Here is a 14,096-nt window from a genome sequence, read left to right as displayed (position 1 = left end):
AAACTATGTTTATGAAAAGACCTCAATATCGAAGATTTGATTATACTCCGCGTTTCTACAAACCTGAGTTGGATGAAGAAGAACGACGAAAAAGAAAATTAGGTTTTAGAAATGCGAGATTTTCAACCAGAAGAAAAGTTCAAAGCCCTCTTATCTGGCTGATACTAATCATAATACTGATTTTTATTTTGATGAAATTTGGTCGGTTTTAATAGATTTGTTTTAGTTTACATAATATATATTATCGGACAATTATTTTAACTTTTAAGTTCGCTCTCGAATTTCAATAAATTTTCATCTTTGCCAAATAAAACCAGCTCATCTTCTGATTCAAATTTATAGTTTGGTTCAGCTGTAATTATATTTTGTTTATTAATCCCATCAATAGAACTTTCATTCTTTTTAATCATCAATACTTCAATGTTATATTTATTTCTAATCCTCGTTTCAGATAATGTTTTACCAACTAAAGAATCAGGTACTTTAATCTCTTTAATTGAATATTCATCAGATACTTTTATCGTTTGTCGTGTTTGTAATGTTTTTAATTCTGTTGCAAGACTTGAGGTAAATTGATTTTTAAAACTTTCCTTTGTCAAGATGGATTGAATATCCTGAAGAGTCAGAATTCCCAGGATTTCTTCAATTTCAGCTGACTTATTTACAACAGGTATCTCGGATAAGTTGTACTTCATCATTAACCTTAGAGCATCATCCAAATTACTTTTTGAATCGATACATATTACTTTTGGATTCGAAATGTCTTTTGCGACAAGAACATCTTTAACAATTTCGAAATCATTGAGTATTGGTCTTATTTCTTTTTCCTGAATAAAGCCGACAAGTTTTTTATTCTGATCTATCACATATAAAACATTCTCTGGCATTTCCAGAAACTTTGAAACAATTGCTGTTAAATTTGTATTTTCATTTACAAGGTGAATTTCCTTTAACGGTATTTCTTCAATTTTTATTTCATTAAGTACTGAATAATTATCATTCTGTTGAAATGAATAACCTTCATTCTCAAGCTTTCTTTTATGTACGGTGCCTTTAATTGCTATCTGAACAAGAAGCGTGCTTGAAATTACTGCAAGCATTAATGGCAATATGAAAGAATAATCCTGAGTCATTTCAAAAATCATCATAATAGCTGTAATAGGAATGGTATGAATACCTCCTAACATTGCACCCATACTTATTAATATTACCGAGGAAAGATCAAGGTTAACTCCTACAAAATTCAATAATAAATAATGGACCAGATATCCAAAACTTGCTCCGAGGAATAACGATGGAGCAAACAAGCCACCAAATGCACCAGCGTTTGTAGCCAATGGAACTAAGATAAATTTTAGCAGGAATATTATTAAAACCACCTGAACTGATAATTGATTAGATAAAATTTCATTTATTGCTTTATAACCAATTCCAAAAATTTCTTTATAAAAGTAACCTGAAATTCCAATTATTAAACCCACAATTACCATTACAAAAATCTTGGAATTCACAGTTTTATAAATTTTTTTGAAAAGATTTTTAAGTGAATCGTCTAATCTTATAAAAAGAATTGAAACTATTCCGGCAAGAATTCCAATCAAAGCATAAAAATGTAAATGTGAGTATTTGATTGGTTCTAAAATCTTAAATAAAAATATTGATTCATTGCCAAGGAATATTCTGGATATTGTGCTGGCGGAAACCGAGGCGATAATTAAAGCTGAGAAAGTTGGTGTATGAAAATCATTCAGAAGAATTATTTCCAAAGTAAAAAAAACTCCTGCCAAAGGAGTATTAAAAATTGCTGCAATTGCAGCACCAGCTCCCGCAGCAGTAAAGATTCGTTTTCTCTCGTCGTTTAACGAAATTATACTACTGATTTTACTGGCAACTCCCCCACCAAGTTGTGCTGCAGGACCCTCAGGACCTAAAGTAACTCCTGACCCTATACTAATTACTGGCGCAAAGAAGTGAAATAAAGTTGTTCTGAACTTGATATTTCCACCTTTTGTGGCAACAGCTTTAACGACTTCGTAAACACCTCTGCGTTTTGATTCATCAGGAGCAAATTTAATCATTAGTGCCTGGATAAACATTCCAATTGCAGGAAGTAAAATAACTGCAGCACTCCCTAAAAAGAACAATCCTTCTTTTGTCTGTTCAAAAAAAACTTTATTGAAAAATTCTATTGCATTATGAAAAATTACAGCTGAAAATCCTGCCGCTATACCGATTATTACCGAAAATAAACTAAAGACCGCATAATCGGTCAATTCAGTTCTACGAAATAATTTAGGATAAGTCGAAAGACTAGTCTGAAACCTGTCAAATAAATTTTTTAATTTTTCTTTCAAAACGATAATAGATAATAATCAATATTTATAAAAACCTTCACCAGTTTTTCTACCAAGCTTACCAGCAGCTACCATTTTCTTAAGTAAAGGACAAGGTCTGTACTTAGGATCGTTATATCCATTATACAAAACTTCCATAATAGCCAGACAAACATCCAAACCAATGAAATCCGCTAAAGTAAGCGGACCCATTGGATGGTTCATTCCCAGCTTCATTACAGTATCAATTGCTTCTTTTGATGCAACGCCTTCCATTAAAGCGAAAATTGCTTCGTTTATCATTGGCATTAAGATTCGGTTAGATATAAAACCAGGATAATCAAATACCTCAACCGGTGTCTTATCAAGTTGAATAGCTAAGCTATTAATAGTCTGAAATGTCTCATCGGAAGTTGAGTAGCCGCGAATAATCTCAACTAATTTCATAACAGGAACAGGATTCATGAAATGCATTCCAATAAATTTATCTGCTCTGCAAACCGATGAAAGTTCAGTTATTGAAATTGAAGATGTATTCGAAGCGAATATCGATTCTTTTTTAATTTTATTTTCTAACTCTTTGAATATATTTAACTTAGCTTGCTTATCCTCGTATATCGCTTCGATTACTAAATCAACATCATAAGGTATTGAAACTACTCCAATTGTTTTTTTAATATTTCTTAAAGCAGTTTCTTTTTGTTCTGCTGTAATTACTTGCTTATTTACCTGACGATCTAAATTTGATGTAATAGTTGAGAATGCTTTATTAAATCTCTCTTCATCCATTTCGGTCAGATAGACTTCAAAATTCTTTAAAGCGAAAACATGAGCAATGCCATTGCCCATTGTTCCTCCGCCAATAACAGCAACTTTTTTAATTTCCATTTGACTTCCCTCTTTCTTATTGATAGTTCTTTACAATTAAAGCTGACGCTTCACCACCACCTATGCACAATGAAGCTAATCCGTATTCAACATTTCGTTTCTTCATTTCATAAATTAATGTCGTTAGAATTCTAGCACCACTTGCACCAATCGGATGTCCAAGAGCCACAGCACCACCATTAACATTCACTTTATCAACGCTAAGATTTAATAATTTATTTACTGCAAGAGAAACAACTGCAAAAGCTTCATTAATTTCATAAAGATCAATATCATTCACGCTCATATTTGCTTTCTTTAAGACTTTATTTATTGCATCAGCCGGAGCGGTAGTAAAGTCTATCGGGGCTTTAGCTGCAGAAGATTGAGCGACAATTTCTACCAATGGTTTTAACCCGAGTTCCTTTGCTTTATCTTCACTCATTACTAACAAAGCTGCTGCTCCATCATTTATTGAAGATGCATTGGCAGCAGTAACAACTCCGTCCTTCTCAAAAACTGGCTTAAGAGAAGGAATTTTTTCAAATATCACTCTTTCAGGCTCTTCGTCTTTATCTACTATAGTATCACCTTTCTTTCCAGCAACTTTAACAGGAATTATTTCATCTTTAAATCTACCAGTTTGAGTTGCATTGATTGCCCTTTTATAGGAATTGATAGCAAACTCATCCAATTCTTCTCTGCTGAATTTAAATTCTTTAGCACAGACTTCAGCACAACTACCCATATGAATTTGATTATAAACATCCCATAATCCATCAAGAACAATTAAATCCTGAACTTCGCCGTGACCAAGTCTGTAACCATTTCTTGCTTTAGGAAGAATGTAAGGAGTGTTTGTCATACTTTCCTGACCGCCAGCAATGATGATATCAGCATCACCAGCTAAAATAGCTTGTTGTGCAAGCATTACTGCTTTAAGACCACTTCCGCACATCTTGTTAATAGTCATACATTCAACTTTATTTGGAAGACCTGCGAATAGTGCTGCTTGCCTTGCCGGAGCTTGTCCCTGACCTCCCATTAAAACATTACCCATTATTACTTCATCAATAAGATTTACATCAATTTTAGAATCTTCAACAACTGCTTTAATTGCAATGGAGCCAAGTTGCCCTGCAGTAAACGAAGATAAAGAACCATTAAATGAACCGATTGGAGTTCTTTTGGCAGATACTATTACTACTTTTTTCATGATAATTCCCTTTTAGTTAAAAATTCTTATCAGAAAATTAAAAATAAATTATTTAAAGACAGAGAATTATTTGGCTGGAATAACCGATGAAATTTCACAAATAATATTACTGATTGCTAAATTCAGATTAATATTATTCTTTAATCGCGTTGATATCTCATCTAATCTATTAGCTAAAGGTAATAAATTGATATCCGGATATCTTGAATAAAATTTCTCAAAGGTTTCTTTATAATCACTAAAAACAATTTCACCTGAACTTGTTCTGAATTTATTAAAGTCATTAAGCCAGTGTATTAGTAAACTTATAATAATCTCTAAATATTCTGTATCTGAGTCTTTACCGATATTTTCAAATTCTTTGTATGCTGAATAAAATTTCTTACCAAATGAATATCTTAATATTTTTATTACGGTTTCTTTAAGCTCCTCCAATCCGTAGTTAAGAATTTTTAATCCCTGAGTAACAGAACCATTAGATAGTAAAGAAATTTTCCTGGCAAGAGAATCATCAATTTCAAATTTTTCATTAAGAACTTTTTCAACTTCTTTCCGATCGAGTGGTTGAAAGTTTAAATTCCAACATCTTGATATTATTGTCTCACGCAGTCTTTCAGGATAAGATGTGCATAAAATGAAAATAATATTTGCAGGTGGTTCTTCTAAATTTTTAAGTAGTGCATTTTGAGCAGGTTCATTCATCAAATGTGCATCCGAAATAATAATTACTCGCTTTATAGAGTCATCATAAGAAAGTGAAAGAAATCTATTTATATCTCTAATGCTGTTTATCTTAATATTGTTCGCTTTGGGAATCTGAATTTTATAAAAATGATTAGTTGCCTTTTTAGCTAATTCTTCCTGGATGAGTTCTATTTCGTCCTGCTTCAGTTTTTCATAAGGATTATCGTCATCACCCTCATTTTTTCCACGAGGTAATGGAAAAATATATTTAATAAATGGTTCGGTAAGTTTATCTATCTGAGATATATAGTTTTGTTTTTTTTCTTCGGGAATATTTGAGTTAAATACTATCGCCTGAGCAAATCTAATCGCAACATCTTCTTTTCCGACACCTTCGAGTCCACGGAATAAGAAAGCATGAGAAATTTTACCTGAAGAAATAATTTTCTCCAGAATCAGTTTAACTTTCTCCTGACCAATAATTTTATTAAGAGGATTAATCATAAAAAAAGGCGCTTAGCAGCGCCCTCGCTTTTAGTTTTCATCTTCGTTGTAAAAGAAGTCTTCGTCGGATGGATAATCCGGCCAGATATCTTCAATAGACTCATATGGTTCATCTGAGTCTTCGAGTTCTTTGAGGTTTTCGATTAATTCATATGGTGCACCGATTCTTTCTGCATATTCAATCAGTTCTTCTTTTGTTGCCGGCCAAGGTGCATCATCAAGATATGATGCCAATTCAACCGTCCAGATCATATTTATTTATCTCCCACTCTTTTTGTTATTTTTTTAGCTTCGAAATAGTTAAAATCTTCAAAGAAATAGTTTATAGGATCCTGAGGTATTCCATTTAAATGAACTTCATAATGAAGATGTGGACCTGTAGAAAGTCCGCTGTTACCTGTTAAAGCAATTCTATCCCCTCTCTTAACAGTTTGCCCTTCTTTTACTAAAGCTTTTGATAGATGGGCGAAAACGGTTTTATAACCAAAACCATGCTCAACTTCAACAGTTAATCCGTAACCACCTCTGGGACCTACATAAACAATTTTACCATTTCCAGGGGCGAATACAGGTGAACCCACATTAGTTAGAATATCCAATCCTTCGTGCATTTTCATTACTTTGAGTATCGGATGCATTCTCATTCCAAAACCTTCGATGGAATAACCACCTGTAGTTGGAATGATTGCAGGTAAAGCATCATAGAAAGCAGAATTTTCGTTAAGTTTTTCTGTTATTCTCAAATATTCTTTTTTCTCTAACTCAAATTTTTGTGTAAGAGTTTCAATTAAAGCTAAAGAACTAGCAACATCGGCATCTTTTGAAAGTATCGAGGAAATTTCGTCACTAAAAATACTTCCACCGATACCAGGATTTTCCTGAGTTATTAAAGGTTTTAGGTTTGTTAATTTTCTCAGATTCGAACTTAATTCGACTAAATTTTGTAATTCGTCCTTTAAAGACGAATACTGAACGCTAAGGTTCTTTATTTTTTCCTTTAAAAGTATGTTCTCCTGCTCTAATTGAGCTTTATCTTTTGAGTTAAATATTGTAAAAACAAGGTAATAAGTTCCGAAAAGTAAAGAACTTAGAATAATTGATGAAACTATAACAAAAGTGATAGTTTTAGCTTTGAAGTTCTTTATTTCAACGAATTTTAAGTTCTTATTTGAGTAGTAAAAAAATTTTTTCATAAGGTGCTGCAACATATATAAATGAGAGTGATTTGTCAATATTTAAGGCGAGGAAAAATTCTACTCAAAATCGTGTTCAAAATAGTTTACTCCACGATTTTCAGAATCATTTTTTGATCTTAACTTCTCAGCCAATCTTTCCTGAAAGATATGGGCTGAATCATAACCATAATGTTTCAACAGATAGTTAAGTGCAATTACCTCTGAAATTACGGTAATATTTTTTCCGGGAAGTATAGGTAATTTAACATAAGGAATTTCTACATCCATTATCGAGAGAGTTCTTCCATCCAAACCAGTACGGGTATAATCAGAATTGTCATCCCAAATTTCAAGTTCCACGAGAATTTCCAATCTCTTCTGATAACGAATAGCACGGATTCCAAACATTCTTTCAACATCAATTATTCCCAAACCTCTGATTTCCATAAAATGTTTTCCAAGTTCAGTTCCTGTGCCCATTAAAATGCCTTCACCTTTTTTGGTAAGGACAATTACATCATCTGCAACAAGCCGATGGCCTCTTTCGATTAAATCCAAAGTAACTTCACTCTTCCCTATTCCAGATTTTCCCATAAACATAATTCCCACACCATAAACATCGACGAAAGAACCGTGGACAGTTAATCGCGGCGCAAACTGATCATCAAGGAAATCACTTAAAAGGTAAACCAGTTTTGTAGTTGAATATTCAGTAGTAAAAATTGGTACTTTGAATTTTGAAGCTTCATCCAAAAAAATTTCATCAGGTTTATTACCATCAGTTATAACTACACAAGGTATGTTGAATTCAAAAACCCGTCTGAGAGATTTTCTCCTTTCTTCACCGTTTAATTTTTCAAGATATCTTAACTCAGTATTACCATAAACCTGAACCCTTGTGTAAGAAAATAAATCAACAAACCCGGCTAATGCCAGGCCGGGTCTGTGAAGATTCTGATCAATTATTTTGTTATCAAGATTATGTTCTTTTGTTACGAGATTTAATTTGCAAATCTTTTTTGCATTTTCATAAAGAAAATTTACCGTTATAAAATCTTTACGAATAATATTTTTTTCGTCAATTCTAATCATCTTGTTTTAGATGTTCTTTTTGATTTTATGGTTGATAATTGATTGCGCAATTTTTCAACTGCACCAGCTACAGATTTTTTGAAATCATCGGATTCTTCTTTTGCAGTCAACATCTGCCCAGGAATACTCAATAAAACCTCAGCAATTTTAATACTGTTCTGTGTGTTCTGAAAACTTAATTTAACATCCGCACTTATAATATCATCATTAAATCGTTTTAATGAAGTAAGCTCATCTTTAATGAACTCTTTTAAGGTTTCGTGAGCTTTGAACTTTCGGGCGGTAATTTGGATGTTCATATTATCCTCCGATTATTTTTATGATTTTGGATGCGACTTTTTATAAGTCGCTTTTAGTCTTTCGATACTAACATGAGTGTAAATTTGTGTAGTTGATAAATTTTCGTGTCCAAGTATTTCTTTAACAACTCTTAAATCTGCACCATTATCAAGCATATGAGTTGCCGCACTGTGCCTTAGTGTGTGTGGACTCTTATTTTTGACATCAGTTACTTTGGATAAGTTCCGATTAACAATTCTATAAACCATTCTTGGATAAATCTTTTGATTGCTTTTAGTTCTTATCAAAAAATCATTGTGACTTGAAACAGGAAATTCATTCAAATAAGAATTCAGAAGTTGTAATGATTTAGAACCCAAAGGAACAATTCGCATTTTATTTCCTTTGCCTAAAATTCTAATCATGCTGCTTTCAAAATCTACATCTTTATATTTTAGATTACACAATTCACTTACACGCAATGCACATCCATAAAGCAATTCAAGAATTATCTTCTGAAGCAAATCAGTATTGTTCTTGTTATCCTCAATTAAATATTCTAAAGAATTTACATCAACAACAGAAGGTAACTTTCTTCTTGTTTTAGGGCTAAGCAAAGAAGATGCAGGATTAGATTCAATCAATTCGTTCCTGAATGCATATCTGAATAGACTACGAATTGCAGAAAGTTTTCTGGATATACTGGTTTTATCAAGCTCTCTTTCTGTTAGGTTGACTAAATATTTTTTAAGAAACTTTTCGGTAATCTCATCGATATTAAATTTAGAGTTATCAGAACAAAATATACCAAATTCAGATAAATCAATACGATATGCCTTAATGGTATTATCTGAGTATCTTCTGATATTTGAAAGTTGCGAAAGGAATTGCTCAATCACCTGGCTTATTGTAACAGCCATTCAAACCTCATTAAAAACTTATGGAAAGGAAAAATTTTTCTTTCCTCTACCTTAATAAAATAAATTTATACTTTTTAATCAAACGATTCTCCTGATTTTTCATTTTTTTTCTTTCACCAGGAGTCAGGTCATCAAAACCAATTAAATGCAAAACTCCATGAACAATTAATCTGCCAATTTCTTCTAGATAACTTACTTTATACTTTGCAGCATTTTCTGTTGCATCATCAACTGAAATAAAAATTTCTCCGTCAATTCGATTTTTATTATTAGAGTAATTAAATGTGATAATATCTGTTGAATAATCGTGAGAAAGATATTGTTTGTTAATCTCTCTTATTTTATCTGATTTGATAAAATTTAATTCAAGTGAAGAAAGTGAAAGTTTAAGATCTTCCAGAATTAATTTCACAAAATAATGTAATTTTTTCTTAGGTATTTTTTTATCAATGGAATAGATTCTGAGATTTCTCATTATTTATTCTCAGAAAAATGAATCAAAGATTTTACTGTAAGTTCTGTGTACTTTTTATACCTCTGAGCTGATTTTTCAAATTCATCAAGTTCCTGCTGTGTTAAATCACGAACAACTTTTGCAGGTACGCCAGCTACTAATTTTCCTGAGGGCACAATAAAATTTGGTCTAACTACGGAACCAGCAGCAACCATTGATTTCTCTTCAACCACAGCACCATCCAAAATAATTGCACCAATTCCGATCAAACATAAATCCTGAAGTGTGCAACCATGTAATTTAACAGCGTGTCCGACAGTTACTTTATTGCCTATATTCAGTGGATATTTTCCATTTGTAACATGAAGCATTGAGCAATCCTGAATGTTCGTCATTTTACCTATTTTAACATAGTGAACATCACCTCTGATGACTGTATTGTACCAAACGCTTGAATCTTCTCCAATCTCAACATCACCAATTATTTTCACTCCTTCAGCAAGAAATACTGATGGATGAATTTTGGGAAATAAATCCAGATATGGAAATAATTTATCCTGAAAACTTAATTGCGAAATTGCGGAGGTGTCCAATTTTTCTTTTTCCATTCCTTCAACTCAACTGTAATGTTACCGATTATAACAGACATTTTAGCATAGATTGGAACAGCGTGCTCATCATTTGAAAACCAACCTTCAAAATATCCTGTTAAACCAAATATACCTTTGAATTCTGTTTCACCATCAAGATAAACACAATTTATTTTGTAGTCAACAGCGTCAATTTCGATTGGTTCTGGTTTATCATAACATCTTATTACTGTTTTTTCTCCCTTTTCATTTATAAACACTGGCGTGTTGTAAGAAGCTTTTCTTCCGGTACGCATTCTTGCGTAGTAAAAAAGCGAAAGTCCATCAAGATATTCACGATCGAGCGCTGCTGTTGAATCAGTCCATATTTCATTTTTTGATCGGCTGCCTTTAAGAATATGAATCTTTTTGTTCTTGTAATTAAATGAGTACTCAGTGAAGGTTGTGTCTTTGTCTATTATTGTTCCTCTGAAAAAAAATGGGATTTGTCTTGAATTAAATTTTGTTTCATAAATCTGATGAAGATTTACAAAAGGTAATCCTTCATAAGAATCTATGTAAGCAATTGCAGAATATACCGTGTCGTTGTTTGTTATTTCTCTATGAGTAACCTTTAACTTAATCTCTCCGATTGAGATGAAAAGATATTTGACCACATAAGTGATTTCTTCACCCACATCAATTTTTCTGAAAGGTAAATCGGATTGATAAAAACTTTTATCCGTTTGAGTATGAATACTTAAAACGAAAATGAAAGATAAGAAAAGAATTAAAATAATTTTTTTCACTTAAGATTTGCCAGATCTTTTGCTTCGTTAAATAGTTTCAGAGCTTTATTGAATTGTGAATCACCTTCCAATAAAACTGAATACCAACCATCATTTTTCCAGAAGTTTCTTGCGATCTGAGCTTTCAATCTTGCAGCAATGTAATCTTTATCTTTTTCAAAATCAGATTGCACAAATTCTACTTTCTTAGATTTAGCATAGTTGACAAAAGAATTAATCATATCATCAGATATTGAAAATTCTTTTCTGAATTTATTGAGATTGTCCCCAAATCTGTTTTTAATATTCTTTGTATTGATATCCAGGTAACTCAGCACGAAAGAATAAAACAAATTTTCTTTCAACAGATTCTGAGTATACTCTGTTAATGTTTCAGATTTAACTATGTAGTCAGGTGTTATTCCACCACCGCCAAAAACAGTTCTTTTCTTAACCAAAGTTTTATAAGTTGGTTTTGAGGAATCCTTTTCAGCAGTATGTTCAAGATTTTCACCTTCGGATTCTTCTCTGTCGGAAATTTCTGAGTAATAATCTTTTTTATCCTTTTTGTTTTTGTAATCTCTCTGAATTAATCTTCCCGAAGGAGTAAAATATTCGGATATAGTTAGTCTGATTGCTGAGTTGTCGAATAATTGAAATTGTCTTTGCACAAGACCTTTACCAAAAGAAGTTTCACCTACTACCAATCCTCTATCCCAATCCTGAACTGCACCTGAAACGATTTCACTAGCTGATGCACTTCCACGATTTATTAAAACAACTAATGGAATTTTTTCATAAGGGTAAGTTTCTGAAGCATAATATTCTTCATTGAACTCACTTCTTCTTCCTGAAGTGTAAACTATTTTTTTCTTTCCATCAATGAATAAATCTGCAATTTGAACTGCCTGATTTAAATAGCCACCAGGATTTCCGCGTAGGTCCAGGAGTAATTGCTTCATTCCTTTTGAATCGAGATCTTTCAATGCACTATATAATTCATCGAATGTGGTTTCGGAAAATCTTGAAACGCTCACATAGCCGGTTTTATCATCAATCATAAAATGAGTGTCCACTGAATAAATCGGAATCTTGTCTCTTACGATTGTGTATTCAAGTAGCTTCGAAACCCCAGGTCTTGCAATCGTAACATTTACTTTTGTTCCAGCTTTGCCTCTTAATTTCTGACGCACTTCATCATTAGTAATTCCGATTACTGAATTACCATCAATCTTCACTATTCTGTCACCAGACAAAATTCCAAGTTGTTCACTTGGTCCACCGGTAATCGGTGAAACAACAGTAAGCGTGTCGTTAACAATTTGAAATTCGATTCCAATTCCTTCAAAATCGCCTCTGAATGATTCTTCGACCGCAGTAAATTCCTTTGCCGGAATGTAAACGGAATGAGGATCAAGTTGATTAAACATTCCGTTCAAAGCTGCTTCAACCAATTTCTGAGTATCAACCTCTTCTATGTAATATTTTTCTGTGTAAGTAAGTACATCATTAAATTTTCTGATACTTTCCCGAAGATTATCACCTGAAAAAACTTTTTCAAGTTGAATTCCGATTAAAGCACCAATTGTAAGAACTAAAAAGAGAAATGGAAATTTAGTCCAGTTAGAAAACATATTATCTCCAATAAAGCTTTCGTATTAAAATGTAAAAATCCTTGTTTGATTAAAACTACTATTTTATTCCCTATTTGACTTCAGGTTTCATCTGCGGGAAGAAAATTACATCTCGTATCGATGGTTGGTTTGTAAGAATCATCACCAACCTGTCAATTCCGATTCCTAATCCTGCTGTTGGCGGCATTCCATATTCTAATGCTCGTAAAAAGTCTTCATCAATCTGATGTGCTTCATCATCTCCTGCTTCACGCATCTTAACCTGCTCTTCAAATCTTGCTCTTTGATCAAGTGGATCGTTAAGCTCAGAGAAGGCATTACAAATTTCTTTTCCAACTACATAAGCTTCGAATCTTTCTACAACTCCTTCTTTGGAGCGATGTTTTTTAGCTAATGGAGAAAGCTCAACAGGATAATCCAAAACAAAAGTTGGTTGAATAAGTTCACCTTCAACTGTTGCACTGAAAATCTCATCAATAAGTTTTGCTTTACTGTTAAGTCCGACAAGATCTATTGACAATTTTTTTGCAACTGATTTTAATGTGTCGATATCAGATTTAATTACATTAACTCCGGTTTTTTCTTCAATTGCTTCAATCATAGAAATTCTCTTCCAAGGACGGGTAAAATCAATTTCCTGATTTTCATAAGTAAATTTTAGTGTACCGAATACTTTTGTGCAGACATATTCAAAAAGCTCTTCAACAAAATTCATCATCCAGTTATAATCTTTATATGGAACATATAATTCGAGCATCGTAAATTCGGGATTATGAGAACGATCCATTCCTTCATTCCTGAAGTCTTTGGAAATTTCATAAACACCATTAAATCCACCTACAATCAATCTTTTCAAATACAATTCATCGGCTATGCGGAGATACAAATCAATATCAAGCGCATTATGATGAGTAATGAAAGGACGTGCAGCAGCTCCGCCATATAATGGTTGAAGAATTGGAGTTTCAACTTCAAGTAATCCTTTTAAGTCAAGAAACTCTCTTATGGTAGAGATGATTTTACTTCTTTTTATAAATACATCTTTAACATCAGGATTTACCACCAAATCAACATAACGCTGTCTGTAACGAAGTTCTTTATCTGCAAACTGGTCGTAAATAATTTTATTTCCATTTTCATCAATCACTTCTTTTGCAATGGGAATTGGACGAAGTCCTTTTGCAAGAAGAACCAGTTTTTGTGTATGTACAGAAATCTCACCGGTTTTCGTTTTGAATACAAATCCTTCCACTCCGATTATATCACCAATATCCATTAACTTGAATGCATCATACATTTCGCCAAGTTCATCCTTTTTCAAATAAATCTGAATGCGACCTTTATGATCCTGAATATGTGCAAATGAAGCTTTTCCCATTCTTCTTATCGCCATTATTCTTCCGGCAATCTTAACCTGACGATGTTCATCTTCCTTAAAATTATTTTTTATGTCTTCCGAATCTGAGTCCACATCAAACTCATAAGCATAAGGTTCGATGCCCATTTTCTTTAGTTCATCTAATTCTTCAAATCTTCTTTTAACTAAATCGTTATATTCTTGTTGAATATTATTCTCCATTT

General features: G+C 32.6%; 15 protein-coding genes. 1 reads left to right on the top strand and 14 read right to left on the bottom strand.

Annotation, left to right across the window (positions count from 1 at the left end; translation table 11 throughout):
• The first annotated feature begins 5 nt into the window (after positions 1-5).
• A complete protein-coding gene (locus Q0X14_RS02435; RefSeq protein ID WP_297841959.1) occupies positions 6-212 on the top strand; it encodes a hypothetical protein in 207 nt (68 codons plus the stop codon).
• Between the two features lie 45 nt (positions 213-257).
• Here Q0X14_RS02435 and Q0X14_RS02430 read toward each other — a convergent pair whose 3' ends face one another.
• The 14 genes from Q0X14_RS02430 to lysS form a co-directional block, all read right to left on the bottom strand.
• Positions 258-2,354, bottom strand: coding sequence for a chloride channel protein (locus Q0X14_RS02430; protein ID WP_297841957.1), 2,097 nt, complete (start codon positions 2,352-2,354; stop codon positions 258-260).
• 18 nt (positions 2,355-2,372) lie between these two features.
• Entirely contained in the window at positions 2,373-3,221 is an 849-nt protein-coding gene (locus tag Q0X14_RS02425) for a 3-hydroxybutyryl-CoA dehydrogenase (protein ID WP_297841954.1), read from the bottom strand.
• 16 nt (positions 3,222-3,237) lie between these two features.
• Positions 3,238-4,416: a thiolase family protein gene (locus Q0X14_RS02420; protein ID WP_297841951.1), complete on the bottom strand. Its 1,179-nt coding sequence runs from the start codon at positions 4,414-4,416 to the stop codon at positions 3,238-3,240.
• A gap of 66 nt (positions 4,417-4,482) precedes the next feature.
• Positions 4,483-5,604, bottom strand: a complete 1,122-nt coding sequence (locus tag Q0X14_RS02415; protein WP_297841948.1) for an AAA family ATPase — start codon at positions 5,602-5,604, stop codon at positions 4,483-4,485.
• A gap of 30 nt (positions 5,605-5,634) precedes the next feature.
• Positions 5,635-5,856 carry a DUF2795 domain-containing protein gene (locus tag Q0X14_RS02410; protein ID WP_014560431.1) on the bottom strand — a complete coding sequence of 74 codons (222 nt, stop codon included), beginning with the start codon at positions 5,854-5,856 and terminating at the stop codon, positions 5,635-5,637.
• A 2-nt stretch (positions 5,857-5,858) separates the two neighbouring features.
• Entirely contained in the window at positions 5,859-6,797 is a 939-nt protein-coding gene (locus Q0X14_RS02405) for a M23 family metallopeptidase (protein ID WP_297841946.1), read from the bottom strand.
• A gap of 60 nt (positions 6,798-6,857) precedes the next feature.
• Positions 6,858-7,871 (bottom strand): HPr(Ser) kinase/phosphatase, encoded by a 1,014-nt coding sequence (gene hprK, locus Q0X14_RS02400; protein WP_297841943.1) that lies wholly within the window; start codon positions 7,869-7,871, stop codon positions 6,858-6,860.
• Complete coding sequence (gene raiA, locus Q0X14_RS02395) at positions 7,868-8,170, bottom strand: ribosome-associated translation inhibitor RaiA (RefSeq protein ID WP_297841940.1); 303 nt, start codon at positions 8,168-8,170, stop codon at positions 7,868-7,870. Before raiA ends, hprK begins: the two co-directional genes overlap by 4 nt.
• Positions 8,171-8,188: 18 nt before the next feature.
• Positions 8,189-9,070: a tyrosine-type recombinase/integrase gene (locus Q0X14_RS02390; RefSeq protein ID WP_297841937.1), complete on the bottom strand. Its 882-nt coding sequence runs from the start codon at positions 9,068-9,070 to the stop codon at positions 8,189-8,191.
• Between the two features lie 46 nt (positions 9,071-9,116).
• The gene (gene ybeY, locus Q0X14_RS02385) at positions 9,117-9,545 is read right to left on the bottom strand and encodes an rRNA maturation RNase YbeY (RefSeq protein WP_297841934.1); all 429 of its coding nucleotides are present in this window, start codon (positions 9,543-9,545) and stop codon (positions 9,117-9,119) included.
• Entirely contained in the window at positions 9,545-10,132 is a 588-nt protein-coding gene (locus Q0X14_RS02380; RefSeq protein WP_297841931.1) for a gamma carbonic anhydrase family protein, read from the bottom strand. Before Q0X14_RS02380 ends, ybeY begins: the two co-directional genes overlap by 1 nt.
• Positions 10,090-10,902: a DUF3108 domain-containing protein gene (locus Q0X14_RS02375; protein ID WP_297841928.1), complete on the bottom strand. Its 813-nt coding sequence runs from the start codon at positions 10,900-10,902 to the stop codon at positions 10,090-10,092. Before Q0X14_RS02375 ends, Q0X14_RS02380 begins: the two co-directional genes overlap by 43 nt.
• Complete coding sequence (locus Q0X14_RS02370) at positions 10,899-12,515, bottom strand: S41 family peptidase (protein WP_297841927.1); 1,617 nt, start codon at positions 12,513-12,515, stop codon at positions 10,899-10,901. Before Q0X14_RS02370 ends, Q0X14_RS02375 begins: the two co-directional genes overlap by 4 nt.
• A gap of 70 nt (positions 12,516-12,585) precedes the next feature.
• Positions 12,586-14,094, bottom strand: a complete 1,509-nt coding sequence (gene lysS, locus Q0X14_RS02365) for a lysine--tRNA ligase (protein ID WP_297841925.1) — start codon at positions 14,092-14,094, stop codon at positions 12,586-12,588.
• Between the last annotated feature and the right edge of the window lie 2 nt (positions 14,095-14,096).

This window comes from Ignavibacterium sp. (assembly GCF_025998815.1).
Classification (GTDB): Bacteria; Bacteroidota; Ignavibacteria; order Ignavibacteriales; family Ignavibacteriaceae; genus Ignavibacterium.
This window is presented reverse-complemented; position numbering and strand designations above follow the sequence as displayed.